This window comes from Pseudomonas sichuanensis, from assembly GCF_003231305.1.
Lineage (GTDB): Bacteria > Pseudomonadota > Gammaproteobacteria > Pseudomonadales > Pseudomonadaceae > Aquipseudomonas > Aquipseudomonas sichuanensis.
Genome location: NZ_QKVM01000042.1, coordinates 18840 through 42957, shown reverse-complemented (window position 1 = coordinate 42957; position 24118 = coordinate 18840). Strand labels below are relative to the sequence as shown.

Annotated in this window: 24 protein-coding genes and 1 pseudogene; 16 read left to right on the top strand and 9 right to left on the bottom strand. The window is 60.5% G+C overall.

From position 1 onward, the window contains the following. Nucleotides 1-210: 210 nt before the first annotated feature. Entirely contained in the window at nt 211-1818 is a 1608-nt protein-coding gene (locus DM373_RS20165; protein WP_157966863.1) for an AAA family ATPase, read from the top strand. Continuing rightward, entirely contained in the window at nt 1805-2617 is an 813-nt protein-coding gene (locus DM373_RS20160; protein ID WP_110995239.1) for an HNH endonuclease, read from the top strand. Before DM373_RS20165 ends, DM373_RS20160 begins: the two co-directional genes overlap by 14 nt. 75 nt (nt 2618-2692) lie before the next feature. On the opposite strand, the gene DM373_RS20155 is transcribed toward DM373_RS20160, so the two are convergent. The 5 genes from DM373_RS20155 to DM373_RS20135 form a co-directional block, all read right to left on the bottom strand. Further along, the gene (locus DM373_RS20155; protein ID WP_110995238.1) at nt 2693-2980 is read right to left on the bottom strand and encodes a DUF3077 domain-containing protein; all 288 of its coding nucleotides are present in this window, start codon (nt 2978-2980) and stop codon (nt 2693-2695) included. A gap of 33 nt (nt 2981-3013) precedes the next feature. Continuing rightward, on the bottom strand, nt 3014-3271 hold the full coding sequence (locus tag DM373_RS20150; protein ID WP_110995237.1) for a hypothetical protein: 258 nt from the start codon (nt 3269-3271) through the stop codon (nt 3014-3016). An 807-nt stretch (nt 3272-4078) separates the two neighbouring features. Continuing rightward, a complete protein-coding gene (locus DM373_RS20145; protein WP_110995236.1) occupies nt 4079-4423 on the bottom strand; it encodes a hypothetical protein in 345 nt (114 codons plus the stop codon). Between the two features lie 16 nt (nt 4424-4439). Beyond that, on the bottom strand, nt 4440-4844 hold the full coding sequence (locus DM373_RS20140; protein WP_110995235.1) for a hypothetical protein: 405 nt from the start codon (nt 4842-4844) through the stop codon (nt 4440-4442). Nucleotides 4845-5020: 176 nt separating this feature from the next. Then, nucleotides 5021-6187 (bottom strand): aminotransferase-like domain-containing protein, encoded by a 1167-nt coding sequence (locus DM373_RS20135; protein WP_110995234.1) that lies wholly within the window; start codon nt 6185-6187, stop codon nt 5021-5023. Nucleotides 6188-6268: 81 nt separating this feature from the next. On the opposite strand from DM373_RS20135, the gene DM373_RS20130 reads away from it, so the two are divergent. The 3 genes from DM373_RS20130 (at nt 6269) to DM373_RS20120 (ending at nt 7744) form a co-directional block, all read left to right on the top strand. Next, entirely contained in the window at nt 6269-6706 is a 438-nt protein-coding gene (locus DM373_RS20130; protein WP_110995233.1) for a MarR family transcriptional regulator, read from the top strand. Next, complete coding sequence (locus tag DM373_RS20125) at nt 6703-7101, top strand: GFA family protein (protein WP_110995232.1); 399 nt, start codon at nt 6703-6705, stop codon at nt 7099-7101. Before DM373_RS20130 ends, DM373_RS20125 begins: the two co-directional genes overlap by 4 nt. A gap of 76 nt (nt 7102-7177) precedes the next feature. After that, nucleotides 7178-7744, top strand: a complete 567-nt coding sequence (locus DM373_RS20120; RefSeq protein WP_110995231.1) for a DUF6630 family protein — start codon at nt 7178-7180, stop codon at nt 7742-7744. Nucleotides 7745-7752: 8 nt separating this feature from the next. Here DM373_RS20120 and DM373_RS20115 read toward each other — a convergent pair whose 3' ends face one another. Beyond that, nucleotides 7753-7953, bottom strand: coding sequence for a DUF1289 domain-containing protein (locus tag DM373_RS20115; protein ID WP_110995230.1), 201 nt, complete (start codon nt 7951-7953; stop codon nt 7753-7755). Nucleotides 7954-8186: 233 nt separating this feature from the next. Here DM373_RS20115 and DM373_RS20110 point away from each other — a divergent pair, with 233 nt between their 5' ends. The 4 genes from DM373_RS20110 (at nt 8187) to DM373_RS20095 (ending at nt 11483) form a co-directional block, all read left to right on the top strand. Beyond that, nucleotides 8187-8837 (top strand): hypothetical protein, encoded by a 651-nt coding sequence (locus tag DM373_RS20110; protein WP_110995229.1) that lies wholly within the window; start codon nt 8187-8189, stop codon nt 8835-8837. Further along, a complete protein-coding gene (locus DM373_RS20105; protein ID WP_110995228.1) occupies nt 8821-9435 on the top strand; it encodes a hypothetical protein in 615 nt (204 codons plus the stop codon). The genes DM373_RS20110 and DM373_RS20105 overlap by 17 nt, the downstream gene beginning before the upstream one ends. Next, nucleotides 9425-11029: a hypothetical protein gene (locus DM373_RS20100; protein ID WP_110995227.1), complete on the top strand. Its 1605-nt coding sequence runs from the start codon at nt 9425-9427 to the stop codon at nt 11027-11029. Before DM373_RS20105 ends, DM373_RS20100 begins: the two co-directional genes overlap by 11 nt. A 70-nt stretch (nt 11030-11099) precedes the next feature. Then, complete coding sequence (locus DM373_RS20095; RefSeq protein ID WP_110995226.1) at nt 11100-11483, top strand: tautomerase family protein; 384 nt, start codon at nt 11100-11102, stop codon at nt 11481-11483. Nucleotides 11484-11525: 42 nt separating this feature from the next. Here the strand turns inward: DM373_RS20095 and DM373_RS20090 are convergent, their stop codons facing one another. Together DM373_RS20090 and DM373_RS20085 are read right to left on the bottom strand one after the other, a co-directional pair. After that, nucleotides 11526-12005, bottom strand: coding sequence for a GNAT family N-acetyltransferase (locus DM373_RS20090; RefSeq protein WP_208642812.1), 480 nt, complete (start codon nt 12003-12005; stop codon nt 11526-11528). Nucleotides 12006-12023: 18 nt separating this feature from the next. Next, a pseudogene (locus DM373_RS20085) lies at nt 12024-12461 on the bottom strand (GNAT family N-acetyltransferase); the annotation flags it as partial. A 217-nt stretch (nt 12462-12678) separates the two neighbouring features. Between DM373_RS20085 and DM373_RS20080 the strand changes: the two are divergent. The 4 genes from DM373_RS20080 to DM373_RS20065 all read left to right on the top strand — a co-directional run bounded on the left by DM373_RS20080 (nt 12679) and on the right by DM373_RS20065 (nt 18030). Continuing rightward, nucleotides 12679-13905 carry an MFS transporter gene (locus tag DM373_RS20080; RefSeq protein WP_110995225.1) on the top strand — a complete coding sequence of 409 codons (1227 nt, stop codon included), beginning with the start codon at nt 12679-12681 and terminating at the stop codon, nt 13903-13905. A 155-nt stretch (nt 13906-14060) separates the two neighbouring features. Then, nucleotides 14061-15140, top strand: a complete 1080-nt coding sequence (locus tag DM373_RS20075; protein ID WP_110995224.1) for an alpha/beta hydrolase family protein — start codon at nt 14061-14063, stop codon at nt 15138-15140. A 106-nt stretch (nt 15141-15246) separates the two neighbouring features. Continuing rightward, nucleotides 15247-16380, top strand: coding sequence for an aminotransferase class V-fold PLP-dependent enzyme (locus DM373_RS20070; RefSeq protein WP_110995223.1), 1134 nt, complete (start codon nt 15247-15249; stop codon nt 16378-16380). 300 nt (nt 16381-16680) lie between these two features. Beyond that, nucleotides 16681-18030 (top strand): HEAT repeat domain-containing protein, encoded by a 1350-nt coding sequence (locus tag DM373_RS20065; protein WP_110995222.1) that lies wholly within the window; start codon nt 16681-16683, stop codon nt 18028-18030. A 213-nt stretch (nt 18031-18243) separates the two neighbouring features. Here the strand turns inward: DM373_RS20065 and DM373_RS20060 are convergent, their stop codons facing one another. Next, the gene (locus DM373_RS20060; protein ID WP_110995221.1) at nt 18244-18612 is read right to left on the bottom strand and encodes an SMI1/KNR4 family protein; all 369 of its coding nucleotides are present in this window, start codon (nt 18610-18612) and stop codon (nt 18244-18246) included. Between the two features lie 302 nt (nt 18613-18914). On the opposite strand from DM373_RS20060, the gene DM373_RS20055 reads away from it, so the two are divergent. The 3 genes from DM373_RS20055 to DM373_RS20045 all read left to right on the top strand — a co-directional run bounded on the left by DM373_RS20055 (nt 18915) and on the right by DM373_RS20045 (nt 23901). Beyond that, on the top strand, nt 18915-19538 hold the full coding sequence (locus DM373_RS20055; protein ID WP_110995220.1) for a tetratricopeptide repeat protein: 624 nt from the start codon (nt 18915-18917) through the stop codon (nt 19536-19538). Nucleotides 19539-19587: 49 nt separating this feature from the next. Continuing rightward, nucleotides 19588-20043 carry a VOC family protein gene (locus DM373_RS20050; protein ID WP_110995219.1) on the top strand — a complete coding sequence of 152 codons (456 nt, stop codon included), beginning with the start codon at nt 19588-19590 and terminating at the stop codon, nt 20041-20043. 249 nt (nt 20044-20292) lie between these two features. Next, nucleotides 20293-23901, top strand: a complete 3609-nt coding sequence (locus DM373_RS20045) for a hypothetical protein (RefSeq protein ID WP_157966862.1) — start codon at nt 20293-20295, stop codon at nt 23899-23901. Nucleotides 23902-24118: the final 217 nt, after the last annotated feature.

Genomic DNA, 24118 nt, shown 5'->3' with positions numbered 1-24118 from the left:
TTCGAATCGAGGCTTGGCCAGTCGGTCCGATGCCTGGCTCAAGTGCAATCAGTTCGCTACCATGCCGGGTACTGCGCCGCCAATATTCGATTGCCTACACCCTCGTCGGGGCAAGCCCCTGTCGAAAAACGCCCCCATCACTCAAGTCCAAGGACGGCTATGAAGCGTCGCGCCCCACCTGCATCAGCAGCCCCCGCAGCAAAGAAACCAATGCCCAAGGTGGCCTTCGTCCTTGACGCGCAAGTTGCCGAACACACGGAAGCGGATGCCTACATTCTTCCCCTGGAGTCCAAGTATGACGATTTCGGCCACTACATCCTCTGCCGAATCGGTCTACCGGTATCCGGCATGCCCATCAACTGGTTCGCCGCGCGGTGTGCGGTGCAGGGTGAAGCCAGTACCTTCGCCTTCATACAAACCTTGCTTGAAGGCAGTTGCACCGCCTACTTCGCCGACCAGCTGGGCAAACCCTTCAGGACGCTGCTCAGCGATGCGAAGTCCTACGGCCTCATTCGCCGTATGTTCGGCGTGGAACGAGGCCGCGCTCTGCTTTCGGCGCTGCAGGATATCGCCCTGCAGCCCGGTGCCTCGTACACCCCGTGGCCCGATTTCAAGAAGGACCCGGTGTTCACCCACGCCATGATCCGCTCCAGCGAGTGCTACTTTGCCTTTCGCAAGGGCGAACGCATGTTGCGCGGCCAGCGTGACAACGACACGGACGCTTGTTCGGCGTTTGCGGTCGAGCTCCTGGGTAAGGGCCCAAAGGCGACGTTCAACTTCGAGTTCGACCGGGAGAACCTGCTGCGCGGGCGCATCGCGGTGATCATTGGCGAGAATGGGTGCGGCAAGACCTCGGCCCTGGCCAAGATCGCCAAGGCCATGGTCGACAAGGCAAGCAAGGTGGGCGTGATCCACGACAAGCCCGAGATCAACCAGGTGCTGGCGTTCATCCACACCGCCTCGACCCGGGATTTCGCACCCTCTTCGGCGCAAGGCAGTGCCACCGCCAGGGTTTTCAGGTTCAATCCGGCCACGCCGAGCAAACCCAAGGAGGCACCACTGACCAGCCTGCTGGTGGACGTGGCGCGCGGGCATGACAACCAGGGCGCGCTACTCGATCACTTCGCCGAGATCCTCAAGGACGCATTTCGCGGCCTGCAGCTGTTCATCCCGGTCATCGCGCAACCCACTGAGCACCTGACCCAGGAACACATGCGCAATGTGCGGTTCGAGCAATGGGCGCAAGGCAGCGAGGCGCAAAGGCTGCACAACGCAAGCATGGTCTACGCGGGAGCGCCCCTGATGTTCCGTGACGGGCAAGACAACATTCGGCCCCTGAGCCTCGGGCAACAATCCTTCCTGCGGTTCATCCTCACGGCATTGGCCAATGCCGGGCCGGGTTCGCTGTTCGTCATCGATGAGCCGGAGAACTTCCTGCACCCGAACCTCATATCGCGCTTCATGCGCAGCCTGAACAAGATCCTCTGCGGCACTCGCTCGATCGCCCTGGTCGCGACCCATTCGCCCTTTGTCGTGCGCGAGGTCCAGCGGGCTCAGGTGCATGTGATGCGGCCCATGAACGGCACCACTGCCGTCGTCAAGCCACGCATGCAGACACTCGGTGCGAATGTCGCCTCCATTTCCAATGAAGTGTTTGGCGACGATTTGCCCAACCACCTGTACGAAGACTTGCTGGACCTGGCCCGGGGTCAAGTGAACTCCTTCGAGGAAGTGCTCGAGCGCTTCGCCTCGGAGCTGAGTGTCGAAGCGATGCTGTCACTGCGGCGCAAGATGGAAGGCAACGATGCGCAAGATTGATCCTCCCCACTTCGACGATGACACATTGCTCAACAACCTGATCTATTCACGCTCCCCTCACGCGGTGAGGGTCGAGACGCGACGGCAGGATATCCTCAACCGCTACAAGACATACTTGCGACACGAGGGCAATCCGTGGAACGTGCAGGAGGACCCCTCCTTCGCCCCCATCAAGCACAACCTCGAAGCGCTCTACGCAGCACCTCCGATCGTGCTCGATCCCATCAACGCGCTGAGGAATAGTATCGAAGGCGCTTGCCCTATGTGTGGAAGATCGGCGCTCGGCACCCTGGATCACTATCTGCCGCAATCTACCTATACAGAGTTCGCCTTCTTCTCCAAGAACCTGATCCCCGCCTGTGATCGCTGCAACAACAACCGGGGTGTGCTAGTCAAGGGACACCAGCCTGACGAACGCCCCGTGCACCCTTACTTCGACCTGTTCACCACGGACCGGATACTTTCGGTGAACATCACCGGAGACTTGCGCGCGCCCGAATTCACACCGGTCGCCATCAACCTGACCGGTACACAGCTCGCAACCGTGCAATGGCACGTGGATAACGTGATCACACCAGCGGGTGCACCGGCGTTCTTCGACGGCATGTGGGGCGTGCTGGCAAGCGAGAAGCGCAAATTGCTGCACAACCGCTCGAGTGTGCAGGCCGTACACGAAAGTTTGCTCTGGTTGGCGGAGTACGAGGCCACGCAGAAGCGTTCGCTCAATGCCTGGGAATCGGCGTTCTATCATGGCGTCGCCGCAAACAGCCAGGCGGTGGAGTACATCTTCAACATTTGAGAGGACGCACCGTACAACTACTGAGTCATTGTTCTGATACAGGGCGGCGAAGGATCTGCACCGCCCCATGCCTGGTCAATCGTGCTTGCGCATGCCCATGTGTGCGTCATCCATCAGGGCCTTGGCCAGATCGCCGAGAAAATACCCGGCCCAGACCAGCACCGGGTCGTTTTCCATCACGCCGATGAACGACGCCCGGCGGACGCTGTCGAGCAGTTCGGAGGCCTGGTCCAGGGCGTGGTCGGCGCAGTTGCCGGGCTCTACGCGAAACAGCCGCGTGCCCTCGCCCACGCCCGCGATGCAGGTGGCCGAGCCGACGGTGTAGCCGAGTTTGCCGATGCTTTCGGGTAAGTCGTTTTTCATGTGACAGCCTCGATTGGGGGGGAACTCAGGCGCTCAGTGGAGCGTGTGCTCGCCGGGCTGTGCCCTGCGCTGCAACTGAGCCAGCGCACATTCCATCAGGGTGCGCAGGGCTTCGAGTTCGTGCATCACGGTCATCAGCATGATGGTGGCGGGTGATCGGGGCAGGTAGGTGATGGACTGATGGGCCACGGCCAGGCCGCACAGGGCGTGCTCCATGGCTTCGACCAGGGTGTCTTCGAGGTATTGAGGGGTATCGGGGGAATGGGGTGGGTCGGGAACGATTTTGAGCATGGCGTCAGTCTCTAGTTGTGCTTATCGGACCGCCACCGATCACTTGCAGGTGAATAGGTGGTGGCTACGTACGGGCCTGCAAGACCGGGGCAACTAGAGAAAGCCCGGCTGACCCGAAGGTCACCCGCACGCAGCCACCATAAAGCACAGTCAGGTGCCAGAAGCCGAAGACTGATGGTGTTGCTGATCTAGTTGTCCCGCACGGGCTTGCAGACCCGGCCGCTGAATTTGCAGCGGCGTGGCGAGACTAGACCTCAGTTCGATGGTGCAAAAGCCTTGGAAGCATGCTTCGGAAAGGACCTACGCGGAAGAGGGAAAATCCGATTCATTCATGTAGGACACGGGGCCGTCAGCGCGCACCGCGATTCCGCGTCGTACCAACAAGGCGGACCAGGTGATGGCACAGGAAAGACTGGCCCGAAACAAATGTGGGAGCGGGCTTGTCCCGCGATGCGCCGCGCGGGCGGCGCTCGATCTTGAGAACGCTGCAAATCTGTCGGCTTGCACATGGAGGCCCGCATGCGATCCCACGGCGGGCGACCGAGCATCACAGCGCTGGGCCTGATTAATGATGACCCGGTAATGGCTACCAAGTGCATGTCGGAATATTGGGTGAGGGCCCCCAGGTGTCCGCCGGTAATTTTGCAACGCCTATGAGATCGAGCGCCGCCCGCGCGGCGCATCGCGGCGCAAGGCCGCTCCTACATCTGTTTCGGGCCAGTCTTTCCTGTGCCATCACCTGGTCCGCCTTGTTGGTTCACCTCGATTCAGAGGTGCGCGCTGATGACGCTGCGCCAGACTCAAGACTTACTCCGCCCGAAAACTCCACACAATCTCAACCACCCGCGAAGCCAGCACCAGATAAAGCACACACAAGATCACCTGCAACACCGTGTGATAAGGCAACTTGGCCAACCGATGCAAGGTATCGCTGACATTGAGCAGCAACAGCAATGCCGACACCAGGATCAACCCCCACCCGGTAAAACTGGAAACCCACAGCCCCAGCAAAACCTGCTGATTGCCATGAATAGCCTCGGTCCCCGCCGCAAACAGCAGCGCGCACACCAGCAAGTTCTTGAAGTTGTCGAAAACCTTGGTGCTCAGGTCGGCTTCCAGCAGTTCGAGGTACTTTCGCCACAACCTGCGCATGGGCGGCACTCCCGATTCAGCGGTTATAGCGAATGACGATGCCCTTCAACTTGCGCCCCTCGATGGAACGGATATCGCGGTCCCACAACGGCCCGCTGACATAAGCCGCTACCGGCTGGATGCGGTCGTACACCACCACCACGGCATCGCCGCCAATGCCTGCGGCTTCGCTGCGCAACTTCTGCTCGATTTCACTCACCGAAGCCGACCCATCGGTACCGGCATCGACCACGATCTCGCCCAAGCGCACATGGGGCCGGGTCGGCTCGCTGCGCAGGATCTCCACGTTGCCGGGCAGGGTCGGCGCCGGGTGCGGCGCACCGACGTATTCAGTGGTGCGGGCGTCGATGCTGCTGCAGGCCGTGAGGGCCAGGGCCAATGCGCCCAGCAGCATGGCGGGGACGAAGCGATGCTTGAACATCCGTGAATCTCCTTGGGCAGCGTGGGGGGCGCCAGGAAGAAGGATGGTCGAGAAATGCCTGATGGCAAGTTCAAAGTCCTATCGCGGGGCAAGTCGCATCGGCGCACCGCCGCTCCCACGTTGACGCGCACGGTCCTGTGGGAGCGGGCTTGCCCCGCGATAGCGTCGGCAAAGATTCACGCCGCCCTCGCCCGCTGCCCCTCGCGCACCACCTGCGCCAAGCGCCGCAATCCTTCCTCCAACTGCCCCGGCGCCACATGGCTGAAGTTCAGCCGCAAATGCCCATGATGCCGGTCCGGCGCTGGGAAGAACGGCTCGCCCGGCATGAATGCCACATCCACCGCCAGTGCGGCCGCCAGCAAGGTCCGGGTGTCCAGTGGCTGCTTGAGGGTCAGCCAGAAGAACAGCCCGCCCTCGGGCTGCTGCCAGTCGGCAAGGTCGGCGAAGTGCGTTTGCAGCGCCGCCTGGAACGCATCGCGGCGCTCGCGGTAGTAGTCACGCAGGGTCGCCAGGTGCTGCTGATGCTGTTCACTGCCCAACCACTGCAGCACCTGCCACTGGCCGACGCGGTTGGTGTGCAGGTCGGCGGCCTGCTTGAGCCGCAGCAGGTACGGGAACAGATCAGGGCTGGCGATCAGGTAGCCGACCCGCAACCCCGGCAGCAGGGTTTTCGACACGGTGCCGGTATAGATCCAACTGGCCTTGCGCAGGCGGCTGACGATGGGTGTGGCGCAGGCACCGTCGAAGCTCAATTCACGGTAAGGCTCGTCTTCGATCAGGGTAACGCCGAACTCGTCCAGCAAGGCCGCCACGGCGTCGCGCTTGGCCTCGCTGTAGCGCAGGCCGGACGGGTTCTGGAAGGTCGGGATCAGGTAGATGAACGCCGGGCGGTGCTGTTGCAGGCGCTGGCGCAAGGCGGCCAGGTCCGGCCCGTCGGCTTCCATCGGCACGGCCAGGCAATCGGCGCCGAACAGCTGGAATATCTGCAGCGCGGCCAGGTAGGTCGGGGCTTCCAGCAGTACTTCGGTGCCCTTGTCCAGGTACAGCTTGGCTGCCAGGTCCAGCGCCTGCTGCGAGCCGCTGACCACCAGCACCTGGCTGGCCTGGCAATCGATGCCCAGCGCCCGCGCCTCGGCCGCCAAGGCCTCGCGCAGGGCCGGCTCGCCCTCGCTCATGCCGTACTGGCCCATGGCGACCGGCATTTCATCCCACGCCACCTTGGGCAGCATGGCCTCAGCCGGCAGGCCGCCGGCGAACGACATCACCTCCGGGCGCTGGGCCGCGGCGAGGATTTCACGGATCAGGGAACTCTTGAGGCGCGTGACACGTTCAGAAAAAGCCATGGGATCACCGGTAGCGAGGCGTGGGGGAAATAAGTCAAACTGCTTGACCGAAATTACGACGCCTCTCACGGATAAGTCAACATGCTTGACCTTAAGAACCCAACTTCACAGCAACAAGCCATGGAGGCGTTCTTCTTCGGCTACCAGGCGTTCACCGCCAAGGCTGACGAAATGCTCGAACGCCGGGGCCTGGGCCGGGTGCACCAGCGGATCGTGTTCTTCATCGCCCGTTACCCGAACCTGAGCGTCAAGGAGCTGCTGGCCGTGCTCGGGGTGAGCAAGCAGGCGTTGAACATGCCGCTGCGCCAGCTGATGGAAATGCGCTTGGTGGACAGCCTGGCGTCCGAGGCCGACAAACGCATGCGCCTGCTGCAACTGACCGAAGAAGGCGCGCGCCTGGAGCAGGCCCTGCGCCGCGAGCAGGTGAAGCTGCTGGAGCAGGTGTTCGCCGAGGCCGGGGAAGCGGCGGTCAATGGCTGGATGACGGTCAACCAGGCACTGATCGGGAACCCGCAATGAGCGAAACCTACCAGGGCAGTTGCCTGTGCGCGGCGATCCGCTACGAGCTGCTCGCCCGGCCCAAAGCGGTGACCCATTGCCATTGCAGCCAGTGCCGCAAAGGCCATGGCGCGGCCTTCGCCACCTACGCCAGCGTGCCGCGCAGTGCATTGCGTCTGCACTGCGGTGCCGAGGCGCTCAAAGCCTACCCCTCCTCCGCTGACGTGCTGCGCCAGTTCTGCACTCACTGCGGCACAAGCCTGTTCTGGTCGCGCAGCCAGGGCCCGTTCAGCGACTGGATATCGGTCGCGCTGGGCACCCTGGACACGCCTTTCGTGCCAAGCAAGCAGCAACACACCCACCTGAACTGCAAAGCACCTTGGTTGATGCTTTCGGATGTGCTGCCTGCCGAATAAGGATGGACAGCACAGCAACGATTGTTCCGAAGGCTATGCTCTGCTTAGCCCGTCAATGGAGCGTACAGGACACAGAATGGGACTTTTCGACCGTTTGTTCGGCGGCCGCTTCACCCAACCGCCACCGGATGAGCCGACGCTCAGCGACGCCGCGATCATGCGCGAGCTGCACCCCTACCGCCCAGGTCTCAAGGCCTTCACCCAAGCCCTGCTGGCGCACCTGCCCGAGCAGGAGCGCGCTCGGCTGGTCAGGCGGGTGCTGCGCATCTACGGCCAGGGCGAAGAGCCGGCCAGCGCGTTGAGCCTGGCCTTGCTGGCCCCGGACAAGGCCTTGCCGCTTGAACAGCAGGCGCTGCTGGCCGTGGACTGGAACGGTTTCGACAGTTTCGAGTACCTGGCCCCCTACCTGGTCAAGGCCAGCGGTGTGACCGAACGCTATGCCTATGAACACGACGGCACACAGACCATGGCCCAGGTGCTGAGCGGCTTTGACCATTGGCTGGCGGGCCAGGGCAAACGCTTCCTGCAGCTGGACACCGGCGGCGACGAATACGTGGGTTGCATCGTCGCGGCCGACCAGGTCGACAGCATGATCGAACTGGCACAGCAGGCCGGCATCGAGGCGGGCCTGGAAAGCTTCTGAACACGGCGCTATTCGTTCGCCTGGCGTTTGGCGTTCTTCTTGACGATGGCCTTCATGCGGGTGGCGGCGCGCTGCACCGTCGCCATCTTTTCCGGGCGCTTCATGCCGCGCCATTTGCGGATTTCTTCGCGGGTGCGGCCGCAGCTCACGCACAGCTCGCTGTTGAGCTGGCACAGCGAGACGCAGGGGTTGTCGATGTCTTTGGCCATGGGGTGCTCCGGTTGCGGCCGCGGATGATACGCCAGTTGTGCCGGCCTGCCACCTGCCCAGCCCCAAGCCGACAGCCTGTTGCCTGCAGCGGGGATAGCCCACGGGCGCCAGTTGACGGCAAGACCGGCTCGCCTACGCTGAGAAGACGCATGACTGCTCCCTGACCAGTGGAGGAGTAAAAGTGCCTACAGGACACACACCAACACGAAGCGGCATAGCCCGTTCGTTTGCCATGGCAGTGCTCTATGCATTTCTCTGCATCCCTATTGGCCACGCTTCCAGTTTCGGCACAGAAGCGTTCGCTTCGCTATATCCCTTGCTGGCTCAATTGTCAGACCAGAACAGCGCGGACAACGAAGCGCTTCAGGCCGAAATCGACAAGACCTCAAGCGCCTTTGACGCGATCGTCAAAGAGTTCAATGGCCGTGAGGCCCCCCTTCCCACAGCGTTCAATGCATCGATAGAGGCCTATCGCGAGCAGCTTTCCCGTGCGCTTGGTGCCCACGACCGCAAAGACGCCATTGAAGTCATGAGCGCGGTCCGACAGGACGCCGAGCTGAAACGCCAGTTCCTGTTCAGCACCTCCGGCTTCTCCCCCTTCGACAGGCCGATGCTGGTAACGGTTAGCGTCGTCACCATTCGCGGCGACAAAGACGAGCCGGGTTACACAGTGACCTGCAACCCCTTTCGCGACGCCACGCAGAAAAGCCATGCGCGCTTCCCTTTTGCCTCGGAAACCAACCAGGCGACCCTGCCCATGCCGCCCGGGCGCTATCGGCTGCAACTGTACAAGGGGAAAACACTCCTGCTTAGCCGAGACCTCCTGATCGGCCTGTCGTCCAAACCCACCGAGGAGGTGAGAATAGATGTCTCGAACTTCTGACCCCTCGCCGCCGGATGTAAAAGCGCTTTGGAAGCCGATCCTGGCCCTGTCGACCTGGATTGCCATTACCTTCTGTGCGAACTTCAGCTTCGCCATAAAGCTCTCATCGGTCTCCGACCTCGACAGCACGGTGCTGGCCTGCGCCAATGTACTGGTCGCCCTGATCACCGGGTTCATCACCCTGTTCGCCTACCGGGCGAGCGAGCGCAAAGCCAGGTCGTTCTGGACACGCCTGGCGCTTGTCAGTGGCGCGCTGTTCCTGCTGGCCTTCTTCTCGTTCATGATCCTGCGCTCACTCTGGACCTGCCAATACACCCAGGAAGTACGCCTGGTGATCGGCCTGTCACCGACAGCGGACCTGTTGAGCTACCTGGCAACATTCGACGCGTCGCAGACACCCACATGCTCCGAGCTGCTGGCCGACTACGCCGGGGTGACCGAGCGCATGTACGCCCCCACCGCGCTGATCGCCCGCTTTGTTTCCCTGGTCGTCATATTCCTGGTCATCTGGTGCTCCCTGGCCTGCGCCGTCATCTCCATTGCCTATGGCCTGGCCGCGCCGACACGCCCTGGGGAGAGGTTGAGCCATGCGCCGTGAAAGAACATTCGCGCTCGTCCAGTGCATTTGCCTGCTCTGTGCACTGGCGGTATCGACCAGCGCGCGCAGCGAGACCCTCGATGCTGTCTTCGACGAAATGAAACAGCTGGCCGAGCAGCGCTGGCACATCCCGGCGACGTCACTGCAAAAGGTCGAGGGCAACCAGATAGCCACGGGGGTCGATGGCAACATCCTGGTCGGCAAGGACTTCCTTGCACACTTCACCCGCGACCTGGCAGAAAACCAGGTCCAGCCCGCACTGCGCTTCGTGATGCTCCACGAACTGGTTCATGTTGCGCAAAGCCACGACATCCCCGACGTTTCCCCTGCCGACCCGTCCCGCAAGGCCTTTGAATGCCAGGCAGACATGCTGGCGGCCACGGCGACGCTTGAAACCCAGATCATGGGGGTCTCGCTGTCTGACAAGACCGGCGCGGGTGGAAAAGAGCTGCTGGCGACGGCGCGTCTGTTCAAACAGCTTGGCGCCCATGCCGAACAGCAGGATGTTGCCTCGAAGACCTTGTCCGGGCACCTCGACAAGCGCGAACGCTCACTGGCCGTGCAGTTCGGCCTGATACGTGCCATGCACACCTGGATTACCGCCACCGATCAACAGGGCGAACGCGCCGAACAGGCACGCGCCGCCGTACAGAAACTGCTGGGGCCGAACGATATCAGCGATGAACGGGTCTGGAGCATGACACTTTGCAACGCGATCACCCGTACGACACAGACGGCGGTCAACGCAATCGCGATGAACACCAGGATGGACGTGAACGATGACACCATAGAAACCGATGAGAACTTTCGCATCCACAAGAAGTACAACTACACCATTACCAATACGGCACCGTACACCGTGGCCATCAACTTGATTGTGCTCTCCGGCAGCTACCCCAAAGGTGCAGACGACCGTTATGAGGACTACGTCATATCGGACGCCGCTTACAGTTCGGTAGAGATTCCCCCCCGTTCGAAAGGCGTCCTTTCAGGGACCTATACGTTCGCCTCCTACGACCCGAACCAGCGTTCCGGCTTTTCCTGGGAGATTCCCTTCGACAAAAATGCACTGGTATCCGCCAGCTATCTTGGCAATAAAGTGGCCATGCCAAACTGCAATAACAATTGGAACAATCTAGGTTCGAGTGCGCCCGAACAGATGGCTTCGGCATTGGTACGTATCGGCATGGCCGCGAAGAAAAACTTCGCAGCCATCGCGGCAGCCCCCGTAAACCCGGGGCTGATCGACAACGTGGTGCATTCGACGATCGCCGTCCCTGGGGCTACGGATGTCACTCTGTACCAGCAGGCAACCAACCCATTCGCTGTCGTCACGCTCTACTCGGGCGACAGTCTTGAAGAAGCAATCAAGGTGTACGAGGCCACTGCCGGTGACTTCAAGAAGCTGTGTGACGCCAAGGGCGTCAAGATCACCTCGGATGAAAAACCCGAGCCTCCCCAGCGCCGCCTGACGTTCGAAAACCTGACCGGCTACAGCGAAGCGAGCTTGTCACTCAGTTCGAGGAAAAAAGACAAGACTGCTACCGCCCCGCTTGAATACAGCGTTTCCTGGAACATTTATCCCACCGACTGAGGGCCTTAGCGCCGCCCTCTCTCGCGCTGGTGGCCCTCGCTCTTCAATAATCCCCCGCAAGGAGCCCACCATGCCTCTGGTCCGCATCGATATCAAAAGACACCCCGACCGCAACCATGTGCGCAAAATCGGCGAGGTCGTTTATGCCAGCATGAAGCGCACCATCAATGTCCCCGAGCATGACAACTTCCAGGTCCTGACCGAGCATGACCATGACCGCCTGGTGAATGACCCGCAATACCTGGGCATCCAGCGCACGGACGGCCAGGTGTTCATCCAGATCACCCTCAGCGAAGGGCGCACCGTCGAGCAGAAGCAGGCGCTGTACCTGGCCATCGCCGAAGGGCTCAACCAGCAGGCGGGGGTGCGCATGGAGGATGTGTTCATCAACCTGGTCGAGGTGCGCAAGGAGAACTGGTCGTTCGGCCATGGGGTCGCGCAGTACGCCGTATGACCAAGTCGAGCTTTGCGCTCACCGAGGCAGAGCCCTGCATCATCACCCGGCAATCCAGACCATTGTCTGCACCTTGATCTGCGGATGACTCTCCAGCGCTTCCCATTCGTCGAGGAAGACAAAGCCCTGCCTCAAATAGAACCCCACCGCCCGGGCATTCTCCGGCGCGACATCGAGAAAGACACGGTCATGACCACGTTCCAGGGCACGGGCCTTGACCGCCTCGACCAGGCGGGCCGCAGCGCCACTGCCCCGTGCCGCAGGGTCGATCCACATGCCAATCAGGTTGAAGCGCCCGACGTCACTGACCGCAGCCCCGACCATCCCCAGCGGCGCCTCGCCAAGGACGGCCACCCAGAACGCCGTGCCCGTCGATGAGGCTCGTTGCTGCCACTGTTCATCGCTGTGGCGGGCGGCAGTCTGGTAACTCACGCCAAAGGCTGTTGGGCTATCCAGAAGCGCGGCAAGCCGCACCTGCTTCAAGCGCCGCCAATCCTGCGTCGTCGTCAGGCGAATTTCCATTCCCGCTCTGCCCTCCACGCGACGCTTCTCATAGCGCACATCCCGATCATCGACCGCCTCGACGCAGGCCCACCCTAACCGACGGTAGAAGCCATTGGCCCGAATGACTTCATTGCCGTCGGTGGTCAGGTGAATCCGCTCGTGGCGCTGGAACAGCGCTTGTTCCGCCCGCTGCAACAGCAAGCGCCCCAAGCCTTTGCCTTGATGCTGCGGGCGTACGAACAGGGCGAATACCTCCCCTTCTTCGTGATCGACCATGACAAACCCGGCAGGCTCCTGATGCCATTCGGCAATCCAGGCGCAGGGGCCACTGCCGATGGCGTCGGCGAGTGTGGCCGCCGTGATGCCCATGGCATGCAGTTGTTCACGGGAGAGGTGATTCTGTTGCACGCTGGTGCGGATATCGAACAGCAACTCGATATCACCAGGCGAAGCCTGACGCAGGGTTGCGGTCATCTTCAAACGTCCTTGTCGTTGCCGATGAAGCCGGCAGCATAACAACTCATTGCACAGCCGCGTACGGCGTCCCGGCGTGTCTTATCGATTGCACTGATGATTACTATCGAAGGCCCCGTCTGTCGGCGTGGCAAAACCGGCTCTTATAATCGCCTCCCAATTGCCTCCCGCTCCCCGCGCCTGCCTTCAGGCGACCTTCTCCTTGGAACCCAGCACCATGCCAAGCGCCAGCCAGGCCCCTCAGGGCCTTCCCGAACATGATCAACAGAGCGTCAGCCAGCAATGGCTGGCGATTCTTTCGGTCGCCGTGGGCGCCTTCGCCCTGGTGACCAGCGAGTTTCTCCCGGTGGGTGTACTCAACGATGTCGCCAGCGACCTGGGCATCAGCGCCGGCCAGGCCGGCCTGATGGTGACCCTTCCCGGCATCATGGCCGCCCTCGCCGCCCCCTTGCTGTCGGTGGGCATTGGCGCCCTGGACCGCCGCTACCTGCTGATCGGCCTGACCCTGGTCATGATCATCGCCAACGCCGTCGTGGCCTACGCCAGCGACTTCGGCCTGCTGCTGTTCGGCCGTGTACTGCTGGGCATCAGCATCGGTGGTTTCTGGGCCACCGCCATTGCCCTCAGCGGCCGCCTTGCGCCCAAGGGCGTGGGCGTGGCCCAGGCCACTTCGATCATCATGGTCGGTGTGACCCTGGCCACCGTGCTGGGCGTGCCCGTCGGCACCTGGCTGAGCGGCCTGATGGGCTGGCGCATGACTTTCCTGGCCACCGCACTGGTGGGCGTACCGGTGCTGCTGGCGCAGATCTTCCTGCTGCCGCGGCTCAACCCGGACCGGGCCATCCGCATCAGCGACCTACCGGCCCTGTTCATCAACCCACAGGCACGGGTGGGCTTGATCGCGGTACTGCTGATCGGCCTGGCGCACTTTGCCGCGTACACCTATGTCGCGCCGTTCTTCAAACAGAGTGCCGGCTTCGATGGGCCGACCATTGGCTCGTTGCTGCTGCTCTATGGCGTGGCCGGAGTGCTGGGCAACCTGTTCGCCGGTTTCGCCGCCAACCGCAGCGTGCGCCACACGCTGATGCTGGTGGCACTGATGATCGCCATCAGCACCGCGCTGTTCCCCTACTTCGCCACCGGCATGACCGGCGCGGCAATGCTGATCGCACTCTGGGGCTTCGCCTTCGGCGCCTTCCCGGCCTGCGCCAGCATCTGGATGTTCGTGGTGGCGCCCAAGGATGTCGAACGGGGCATGCCGCTGTTCGTCGCCATGTTCCAGGTGATCATCGCGCTGGGCTCGTTCTTTGGCGGGCGGATCGTCGACCAGTTGGGCAGCTCTGTGCTGTTGAGCCTGGCCACGGCCCTGGTGGGCTGCGGGTTCGTCACGGTGCTGGTGCTGGGGCGTAATGTCAGCAACAGCCTGGCGGCCCAGCCCGCCTGAAAGGGTTAGCGCATATTGCCTGGACGTGGTTCGAATCCGGGCTTTAATGTCCACCTTCGAGGACCACCGCATCAGCTACGACGCCCGTGGAGGGTGGATACGCTCTGTGGCGGATTCAAGTGCCATGCACGCGTCTGATCAAGGAAGAGACGACATTGAAAACAACATTCGCCGCACTGTTGCTGGCCTGCCTGACAACCAGCGTATGGGCCGACGGCAACTCCGTCGGCTTTCGCGCCTCCACGCTGACGGATCCGCACAATGACCGTGCACTGGAGATGGTGGTCTGGTACCCGAGCAAAGCCATAGCCGCCACGCAACTGATCGGCGACAATCCGGTGTTTGTCGGTGCGTCTGCCATACCTGACGCGCCACCTGCTGCCGGTAAACATCCGTTGGTGGTGTTGTCCCATGGCTACCAGGGCAACTGGCGCAATCAGGTCTGGCTGGCCAGTGCCCTGGCTCGCAAAGGCTATATCGTCGCCGCAGTCAATCACCCTGGCAGCACGACCCATGACCGCAGCCCGCAAGCAGCGGCACAGTTATGGCAGCGCCCTCTTGATCTGGGTCGGAGCATTGATGGGGTCATCGCTCAACCTGAAAAATTCGGTGCGGTCGCCGATGGCCGAATTGCAGCCGTGGGCCACTCGCTCGGCGGCTGGACCGCCCTGGAGATCGCCGGGGCGCGCTTCGACCCAGAGCGCTTCGAACAGGACTGCAACACCCATCCAGAGTTAGCCAGTTGCACCGTTTACGCAAAGATGAAACCTGCAGGCTCCACAGAGTCCAAGGCTGCGTTGGGCGCCGATTGGCGCGACCAACGCGTCACCGCCGTGGTCACGCTGGACCTGGGCCTTTCGCGGGGGCTGACCGATCGAAGCCTGGCCGCCCTGCCGATACCCGCTCTGGTGATCGCAGCGGGCGTACCGTCGCGCGAACTTCCCGCTGAACTGGAGTCGGCCAACCTGGCCAAACGCCTGCCTGCGGCGTCCAGTCGTTACGTCGAGATCAGCGACGCCAGCCATTTCACCTTCATGTCGATCTGCAAACCAGGCGCGCAGTCAGTGCTCGAGGCAGAGGTACCGGGGGATGGCATCATTTGCCGGGATGGCGAGAACGGTCGTGTACGGGATGCTATTCAGAAGCAAGTTGCGTCGCTGATCACGGCTTTTCTGGAGCAATCACCTAGCTACAAGAAAGACAGCCTGGTGATTCGCGCCCCCACAGGAATCTGAGCTGCGAGGCTGCTAACTTGAACGTCCAGCACTAATCAATCTTGTCATTTGCCAGGGCTTGGTACAGGGTCCATACCAATGACATCTCTGGTAAAGGAGTCACCGTATGTCGAAGCTTTATCCCAGTATTGATCCTGAGGGGCTGGTCGAGTACTCGGTGGTCTACACCGACCGCTCGCTCAATCACATGTCGCAGACATTTCAAGGGGTGATGAGGAACATCTCCAAGACCCTGAAACAGGTCTACAACGCCCAGGCAGTTGCGGTAGTGCCGGGCAGCGGTACCTTCGGCATGGAATCGGTAGCGCGACAGTTTGCCACCGGCCAGCAATGCCTGGTGATCCGCAACGGCTGGTTCAGTTATCGCTGGAGCCAGATCCTCGAGATGGGCAACATCCCGGCGGCCACCACGGTGCTCAAAGCCCGACCGCTCGACACCGACCGCCAGGCAGCCTACGCGCCCCCGCCGCTGAACGAAGTGCTGGCGGCCATCGAGGCGCACAGGCCGCAGATTGTCTTCGCCCCCCACGTTGAAACCTCATCCGGGATCATCCTGCCCGACGATTATCTGCGCGCAGTCGGCGACGCCGTGCATGCGGTGGGCGGCCTGTTCGTGCTGGACTGCATCGCCTCGGGCACGCTCTGGGTCGATATGCACAAGTGCGCCGTCGACCTGCTGATCAGCGCACCGCAGAAAGGCTGGAGCGCCTCCCCTTGCTGCGCCCTGGTGATGTTCAGTGCTTTGGCCCTCGAGCGCATCGAGCACACGCAAAGCAGCAGCTTTGCCTGCGACCTGAAAAAGTGGCTGCAGATCATGCAGGCCTACGAACAGGGCGGGCATGCCTACCATGCGACCATGCCCAGCGATGCACTGGCGAAATTCAACGACGTGATGAACGAGATGCAAGCCTGCGGTTTCGACAAGCTCCGCGACCAACAGCAGGCCCTGGGCGACCGGGTGCGCGCCATGTTGACCGGCAAAGGCATCAAAAGCGTGGCCGCTGCCGGGTTCCAGGCCCCGGGCGTAGTGGTGAGCTACACCGATGATGCCGACATCAAGAGCGGTAAAAAATTTGCCGCGCGCGGCCTGCAGATCGCTGCCGGCGTGCCGTTGCAATGTGACGAACCGGCCGACTTCCAGACCTTCCGTATCGGGCTGTTCGGGCTCGAGAAACTGAATAATATCGAGCGCACGGTCAGCACCCTTGAGCAGGCGCTGGGTGAAGTGATGGGGAACTAAGCCCTGCTATGGGCTGCAGCACGGCTGCGGGTGTCCGCGTTGGGTCGAAAGCTGCCGGTTGTGATTGACCGCTTTCGACCCCTAGCTACCCTTCGCGAACTGCTATCGGCCAGATGTGGTCATCTCACCATACTTCAGAGCCGCCGACGACTGTGGTCGCCGAGTCATACCAAGATCGCTTGGCTTCACCTGGACGCAGAAAATAGTAGATCTGTAGATTTTAGGTCGAGCTAATAGCCTTCCAGTACCACTGCACAATATCTAAAATCATTAGCCGATATTCATGGAAGGGTTGTGTCAATGAGCGCTCTCAGTTGGCTGAATTGGATCAAAGCCAAGCCGCTTAGTAGCTCCTCTTGGGCTGATCAGCAGCGTAACCACGCGTTGGAACTGATTGCGAGCACCGCAGGAAGCGGCGCATGGTCAGATCTTAGCCAGCATCCCAACGGTTTCGTTCGTGAAGTGGCAGTCAGAGAGTTATCAAACAGCCCTTCTCCCGAAGCCTTACTGGCGCTGATCGAGCGACTCAATGACTGGGTTCCTCAAGTTCGCCATCTGGCCGAAATCGGTATGCAAGCGTATCTGAAGCGTGAGCATGTCAGCTCCCTATTATTTGCATTGGGCCCGCTGATGGCACTTGCCGTGCGCCGACGGGGCGATCACGAGGTCACCTTGGCCAAGGTGCAAGCGTTGCTGCAAATGCCCGATGTGCGCAGTGAAGTCCATGCCAGCTTTCTGGCGCAACAAAGTAAAGCGGCATGCTATTTGTTCGCGTTGCTTTTGGATGCCAGCGATTCTCCGGAGCCCCTTCTGCGGGAGGCTCTGTCCCATCGTGAATTGAATGTTCGTCTGGCTGCTGTCGATGCGTGCGAAGCGTTGGCGACGACACCAGCCCACGCCCTGCTACTCGACGCTCTTCCCCGATCGATTGCCAGAGTCCGTACACGAATAATGCGGGCACTGTTACCTGTTCTTGAGGACCCGAAGCCTCTATTGCAACAAGCATTGCTCAATGGCTCTGCTGCGGTACGCAATTTGGCCCTCTGGGCAGCTCCCCGATATGGGGTTGATGCATCGGGTGTGCTGGCAGAGCAACTGACACAGCAAATACCAAACCGCAAGGCAGATTGGCTGGGTGTGTTGGGTCTAGCCAGGGATCTCAGTGTCAAACTCCCTGAAGCTTGGTTGAGGGCGGCACTAGCGTCTGGCTATCCATCCGTTCGGATTTCGGCCATGTGTTTACCGGGTGAGTGGCGTTCATGTGACCTACTCGACGCGCTGAATGATACGTCTGACAAGGTATTCAATGTATTGATCGCCCGTTTGGGCGATCTGCCCTGGGCTGCGATAAGTGTGGGCGTGGGCGCCAGACTGGATGATCAATGGCACGAGCTTTCAGACATACGTCGTCAAAAACTACTTCAGCTGTTAGCGGTATGGCAGCAGGTAGCGTATTTGCTGAAGTCTTTAGGTAACGAGCCTGCAAGGCAGACGTATTGGTTGTCGGAGATAACGCACTGGTGTGATCGCCAATACCAGATCATAGATCCATTCACATCGAAAGCGGAGCAGGCGGCTTTAAAGGAGCAGCTTCAGTGTCTGGTCGCGCTGGGCCTGCTCAATCACAGCAGTGTTGCACGTGTGTTTTGATGACTGAAGGATCTGTGCGCTGTGCAGGACAGCTGCCGAGACGAAGGTGGACGGACTTACCGGAAAGGCGGCTGACCACACCCAGCCAATAGCAGCGCGTGAATGACTGCTTCGGGTCGGAGGTAGACACTCGTCACGGGCTGCCTTCGACCCAAAGCTGCCTTTCGCCCAGGGCAGCAAGGGATAAAAACAAGACACAGCGAAATTTCATTGCTACCGGCATTCTATGCAGACTTGTTGAAACCATGCAGAGAATGAAGGCCAATGCTCATCTGTGCTTCCGTTGTGCGACCAGTATCGAACAGCGCCAGATTCTGAAATTAGAAAGTAATCACCATTGTCTTCAATGAAAGGTAGCCAATCACGTGGTACACCTGCGTGGTCCCAAGCAAACGCTGAGATTTCGAATATATCTAAGTAGCTACAGCCTCTCACTATCAACGCAGCATCCAGCACGGCATTTTCGACGTTACTACCTTCCTTCAAGAAGCGGACATATTGATCTGGAAAGCGAAACTTGAGTACGCGTTCAGCTTCTGCGATATCGGCGTCTGTAGGTATACGGAAAGGGTCTACTGACATTTATTTGATCCACGTCCTAATGGGTGGGGTTTAAGCCTGCTGACTCAAGCACCCTACCTCATTTCGGACCGAAAGACGCTGATTGGCTCACAGGAACAATGCTCTCGATTAAGCCTGTGCTATCGCCCATTCACAGTCGAAAGCAGCCAATCGCAAACCCACCTGAACGACCCTTGCAAACCCGAACTTCATCCTTCCCGCACTGTCGATAACGTCTCTGTATCCAACCGGTCAGACAGCCCAGTCTGCCTGCCCAGTCCCTACCCCAACCGGCAGCCTGCCCCTTGTTTAGACCATCCCTGATGCCAAGCCCCCGCACGCTGTCGACCTTGCTGCTATTGCTCAGTGCAACAACATCGCCCTACCCCCTGGCCAGCGACCGCTCCGCCACCGCCAGAAGCAACAACGCCTCAACCCAACTGATCGAAACCGCCTCGCAGCAGTACGCCGATGGCCATCCGGATCAGGCGGCAGCAACCCTGGAGCGTGCCCTGCACATCCAGCCGAACAATCCTGCCACCCTGCACTACCTCGGGGTATTGCGTCTTCAACAGGGCCAGTTCCAGCAGGCCGAAACCCTGGCGGCCCGCTCCAACCTGCGGGTAGGCGCCAACCAGGCGTTGCGCAACCGCAACCTGCAATTGATCGCAGCGGCACAGACCGCCCAGCGCACAGGCGTGGTGCCAACCAGGGCGGTGTCGGTTCCCGTGCAGGACGCCATCGCCGCGAGGCCATCCGCGCCACCGCTGCAGCCCGTTGCCGCTCTGGGTAGCGAGCCGAACGAGATACCGCGAGGTTTACGCCCACCACCCGGCAAATGCCGCATCTGGTTTCCCGACCGGCCGCCAGGCCATCAACCCGCGCCGGTGAAATGCAAGAAGCTCAAAGGCCGCGTGCCAATGGGCGCGTATCTGGTCCGCCATTGAGCGCACAGGCTGGGTTATGCTCCACCCCCTCAGCCAGGGGAGTGTCACGATGCAACTCACGTTCAGCCACGTGGATGTACTGGTCAACCAGCTCGAGCCGGCCTGCGCCTACTACCAGCAGATCCTCGGCGCCGAGATCTCCACCACCCAGGTGTGGGAACGCGGCGGCCTGCACGTACGCTACGCCATCGCCCGCATGGGCCAGGAGCGGTTCATGCTGGTGCAACCGCTGGCGGGCAACCTCAAGGTGCTGCTGGACGAGCACGGCGAAGGCATGATCTACCGCCATTGCTACTCGACGCCGGACATCGAAGTGGCCTATGACCAGTTACTGGCCAACGGCGTGCAGCCAGAGAACGAAAATGGCCAGCCGCTGGCACGCAGCGACCTGCAATCGCCGGCCGGGGCGCGAATCATCTGGCTGCCCAAGCGCTTTGGGCATTTTTCCATCGAGATCATCGAGGCGCAGGCGTTGGAGGCATTCATCGAGGCAGCGTTTGCCTGAAGTGCAGCTGGATGCGGTTCACGGCGGCACCTATACCGCTGACATGCTCGACACCTGCACCAGCTAGTAGAGAAATGCGAGGCTCCGGTAGCCGCGCGTTTTGACTATAGTCACCATTAATAGTCCGCGTGGTATGCAGGCCTATGCCCTCCAAAGAGTGCTGAATGCGCTGGAGGTATACCGCAAATACCACCCTGACCAAGGCTATTTTCAGCTGTCATGGCCTGGCGGTCAGGAAGGATGCCCTTCTTGAATAGCCAAGTGTTGACTAACGACGAGCAGTGGTTGCTGGACTGCTGCAAAGCAGGCATCAAGGCCGATTTCAGCACGCGCCAGAACCCTGGGGATACGCCACCGCAAATCCGCGCCGCGTTGATCCGTCGATTGATCCTGGGACAGGCCGACGCGGATGGTAATGCCCTGTCCGAGACGCTGCTGCTTGGCTTGCACGTGCGCGGTGCCAGGATCCTTGGTCAGTTGCAACTGGCGGATGCCAGTGCCAGCCGCGACAACGGTATGCCTGCCGCCCTGGTTTTCGAAAACTGCTTCTTTGATTTTGGTGAGTCTTGCCTTACGCCTGACTCGCAAGCAGAACCTTCGGTTGATTTGAGACATGCCCGTTTTGCCCGCGTGGCCTTTATCGACTGCCAGCTGACGATGTTGGCACTGGACAATGCACTCATAAGTGGCGACCTGGATCTCAGCGGGCTGCACTCGAGTGGCGGTGAAGGTCAAGCCTGTTGGTTGCGTGCCTGCGGCGCACGTGTAGAGGGGTCAATCAAGCTGGCAAGCGCCACCCTGCGGCTTGAACGAGCCAACGAACAGCCACCTTCAGCACAAGTGGAGTTCGCCTGCGACTTGCGCGGCATGGTTGTCCAGGGCGATCTGATTGGCAACGATGGCCTGAGCGTGTTTGGCGGTATGAGCTTGCCACGTCAGCTTCATGGCCGCGTAGATCTGCGCGGCGCCTCACTGATGTGTGGTCAGAACACCAACGCCAATGGCCTGGCACTGTGGGCACAATCCAGCGAAATAAATGGCAATATGCTACTGCAACCGCACCAGCGGGAGCGCGACATCTTGCCTTTTGTTTGCGAAGGCACAATCGATTTGTATGGAATGAAGATTGGCGGATCACTCGACCTCAGTGGTGGCCGATTCTTCGGCCCCACCGACGGAGACTCGACTTCGGTGATCCGTGCCTGCCTGGCCCAAGTAGCCGGCTCGGTGTTCATGATTGAGTGGACTTCCCGCACAAACCTGCCGTCGTCAGGAGCGCCGTGGCCAACAATCATGCAGGGCAACAATGTCGATTTCAGAAGCATCCAGATCGGCAATAGCCTGTACATACAGTTGCACGCTGGGCCGAATACAGCGCCACTGCTGTGTGATGGGGGCTGCGTGCGCGGAGAGTTGTTCGTCGAGCAGTCGAGCATGAACTGTTCTCTGAAAACGATGCATATCGGCAGTGATCTGCAGCTCTCGACAACCACGACCAAAGATGCCAGGCCGTCGGTAGATCTGAGAGACTTGCAGGTGGATGGCAACCTTTGGCTGAAGGGCGATTTCGAAGAGATTTTCGCGTGGAGTTGCAACGTGAAGGGGCAGTTTGGCGGCGATGAGTACAGCGCCATTCGCATAGTCGCCCCAGAAATTCGGATTCAGGGGCTTTCCTTTTTTCGGGCTGCTCACAGCATCAACATTTCGGCCGCAAAACTGGTGGCCAATGCGAAGATCGTATCTATCGGCGAGGTGCCGGGCATACAGGTTTACGCCATGAGCCTGTGCGTGGATCAAGATCTCATCATCGAAGGCAAGATTCGGGATATCAGCATGACGATGGCCGTCATTGCCGGCCACCTGCAAGCCAAGGAATGCTCCGTCAGCTCGGCAAAACTAGATGGCACCCGTGTACGAGGCGACGTAGCGCTGCCAAAACATATTTTTGGCCCGCTCTCGCTGGTGGGAGGGCGTGTGGAAGGCGCCGTTCTGCTTAAAGAAATCCGGCTTCACGTGCGCCGACGCCCCACAGGACAGACTAAACCGAGCATTGATTTCAACGATACACAGATCGAAGGCGACCTGAAGGTCGAAGAGCTCGTACGCGTGCCTGAGACCGGCGTACTGGAGGAAGTAGGCGCGACGCCTCCCTGGCTCAACACAGTCCTCGATACGCTCGATGTCCCAGGAAGAAACCTGATACTGCGTCATGCAACGAGTTTTTATGAAGGTGCGCAGGTCGTCGAACTCCATGTACCCAGTGACGACCAATTGGCGGGAATCGAATCCCCGATCGAGGTCGACTGCCATGCCTTCCTGCTGCTGGCGGATGGCCGTACCGTCTATCTGAACGGTCAGTCACAACCCATACACATGGTGAATGCAACGAAGGCAGACAAACCGGTACTACGCCTGGACACTGGCGAACAGGCACTCGACTACCTTCGTTTCTTCTGCGGATACGTATGGGGAGAGGAAGGTGCTTTCATCATCGTCGACTCAGTGCAAGACTCCGATTGGCTTCATTATCTAGAGCGCGACGACAATCTGCTTGCCACTGCTCCAGTTCGGCCTCAGGCGCAACGAGAAGGGGACTTCTGGGTCTGTCAGGCTGTCGTGATGTACGGCGACCAACTGTTTATTGCCGTCTTCAGGATCGCCAGCTCCGGCATGGTGGAGATGGACAGCGAAGTATCGGTTGCACGCCTGGAACCTGAGGGTGTGCAGTACGTCAGACCTTACCGACGCTATTGGCTGGCACGCATGGAGGAAGCCCCTTCAGAGCAGCCAACTGGTACCCTCCCCGTGCACCATACCCCGCACAAAGTAGTGTGTGACACGAACTGGCAGCCCGAGAGCGATACCGATGCGCGCACTGCGATAGTAGATCGCATCCGTGCTGAGTTGACCGAGAACCGCAAGGAGCAGGTCGCGGTGCTCGATGAAGTTCGCGTAGAGATAGACCTTCGTGGATGCCGTTGTGGCTCTTTGGATGACAATCGTGGGAAAGGCTGGGGTCCAGGGCTTACGGTAGACCTGCGCGGCTTCGCCTATCAGAATCTCGCCGAAGGCAGCAGTGGATTGCTGGGTAGGACCAATCGACTGTTCGCTGCCAACGATAAAGTGCGCAGTGCTACGGTTGGTGCCGGCCATGGCATCCAGCGTTTTGAATGGTTGGAACGAGTCACAAGAGACGTGGACTTCAGTGTGACTCCCTATGAGCAACTGGTTCATGTGCTGGCTCGCAGCGGTGACCCCGAAGCGGCACGGACGGTCTTGGAGCGACGCCTGCATTGTGAGAACGCACGCCAGCACTGGTTGCCCCGCTGGTGCACCCTGATCAGCGTGCAGATACCCTTTCGCTACGGGCTGTTCAGCAAGCGAGGTATCTGTGCCGTAATCTTGTATTGGTTGGTCGGTACCATGGCATTCGATGTGGCCAACTACGGCGCATTGCGCCTGCCCCCCGTTGGCGCTGGGGGTTCCGCGCTGCTCGTTGGTCAATTGCCGCTCCCGATCCACCCAGTATTGGTAGTCGATAGTCAGCCCGTGACGATGTCAGTGGTAAGTACTGCAACAGGTGACAAGCCGATGACCTTCAAGATGCCTACGTCAGCTGCCATGACTGACGAAGTGCCCTGTGCCGATCAGGTAGAACCCAGCCTGTACGCGCTGGACGTCATGCTGCCACTGGTTGATCTGAACCAGGCGTCCAAGTGCACCATCAGTTCGGCCGATGGCATGGGGCCGCTCTTCTGGCGTGTCTTCCGAGCACTGTACGCAATAGGTGGCGCCTATATGACCTCGATGCTGATTCTCACACTCTCCGGAGTGCTGCGTCGCTCTACTGAGCGCTAGTGCCCTGCCTCGCATCACTTTTGGTGGCGGCCTGGGCGCCCGGCCGGCGTTGCCACTCGCCAAAGGGGAACGTATTTCCAAGACAGGGTACTAGTCCTTCAAGGCACGGGGGAGAAGCACCGGGCACACAAAGCGGTGGATTTCCCGCCGATCAAAACAAAAGGGCGGGCATCCCTGCCCCCCTTCACGTTTCACATACTTTACCTCGAGCCTGCGT

Coding starts and splice junctions, on each gene's coding strand:
- DM373_RS20165 (WP_157966863.1), top strand. CDS start 211: ATGCCCAAGGTGGCCTTCGTCCTTGACGCGCAAGTTGCCGAACACACG.
- DM373_RS20160 (WP_110995239.1), top strand. CDS start 1,805: ATGCGCAAGATTGATCCTCCCCACTTCGACGATGACACATTGCTCAAC.
- DM373_RS20155 (WP_110995238.1), bottom strand. CDS start 2,980: ATGAAAAACGACTTACCCGAAAGCATCGGCAAACTCGGCTACACCGTC.
- DM373_RS20150 (WP_110995237.1), bottom strand. CDS start 3,271: ATGCTCAAAATCGTTCCCGACCCACCCCATTCCCCCGATACCCCTCAA.
- DM373_RS20145 (WP_110995236.1), bottom strand. CDS start 4,423: ATGCGCAGGTTGTGGCGAAAGTACCTCGAACTGCTGGAAGCCGACCTG.
- DM373_RS20140 (WP_110995235.1), bottom strand. CDS start 4,844: ATGTTCAAGCATCGCTTCGTCCCCGCCATGCTGCTGGGCGCATTGGCC.
- DM373_RS20135 (WP_110995234.1), bottom strand. CDS start 6,187: ATGGCTTTTTCTGAACGTGTCACGCGCCTCAAGAGTTCCCTGATCCGT.
- DM373_RS20130 (WP_110995233.1), top strand. CDS start 6,269: ATGCTTGACCTTAAGAACCCAACTTCACAGCAACAAGCCATGGAGGCG.
- DM373_RS20125 (WP_110995232.1), top strand. CDS start 6,703: ATGAGCGAAACCTACCAGGGCAGTTGCCTGTGCGCGGCGATCCGCTAC.
- DM373_RS20120 (WP_110995231.1), top strand. CDS start 7,178: ATGGGACTTTTCGACCGTTTGTTCGGCGGCCGCTTCACCCAACCGCCA.
- DM373_RS20115 (WP_110995230.1), bottom strand. CDS start 7,953: ATGGCCAAAGACATCGACAACCCCTGCGTCTCGCTGTGCCAGCTCAAC.
- DM373_RS20110 (WP_110995229.1), top strand. CDS start 8,187: ATGGCAGTGCTCTATGCATTTCTCTGCATCCCTATTGGCCACGCTTCC.
- DM373_RS20105 (WP_110995228.1), top strand. CDS start 8,821: ATGTCTCGAACTTCTGACCCCTCGCCGCCGGATGTAAAAGCGCTTTGG.
- DM373_RS20100 (WP_110995227.1), top strand. CDS start 9,425: ATGCGCCGTGAAAGAACATTCGCGCTCGTCCAGTGCATTTGCCTGCTC.
- DM373_RS20095 (WP_110995226.1), top strand. CDS start 11,100: ATGCCTCTGGTCCGCATCGATATCAAAAGACACCCCGACCGCAACCAT.
- DM373_RS20090 (WP_208642812.1), bottom strand. CDS start 12,005: ATGGAAATTCGCCTGACGACGACGCAGGATTGGCGGCGCTTGAAGCAG.
- DM373_RS20080 (WP_110995225.1), top strand. CDS start 12,679: ATGCCAAGCGCCAGCCAGGCCCCTCAGGGCCTTCCCGAACATGATCAA.
- DM373_RS20070 (WP_110995223.1), top strand. CDS start 15,247: ATGTCGAAGCTTTATCCCAGTATTGATCCTGAGGGGCTGGTCGAGTAC.
- DM373_RS20065 (WP_110995222.1), top strand. CDS start 16,681: ATGAGCGCTCTCAGTTGGCTGAATTGGATCAAAGCCAAGCCGCTTAGT.
- DM373_RS20060 (WP_110995221.1), bottom strand. CDS start 18,612: ATGTCAGTAGACCCTTTCCGTATACCTACAGACGCCGATATCGCAGAA.
- DM373_RS20055 (WP_110995220.1), top strand. CDS start 18,915: ATGCCAAGCCCCCGCACGCTGTCGACCTTGCTGCTATTGCTCAGTGCA.
- DM373_RS20050 (WP_110995219.1), top strand. CDS start 19,588: ATGCAACTCACGTTCAGCCACGTGGATGTACTGGTCAACCAGCTCGAG.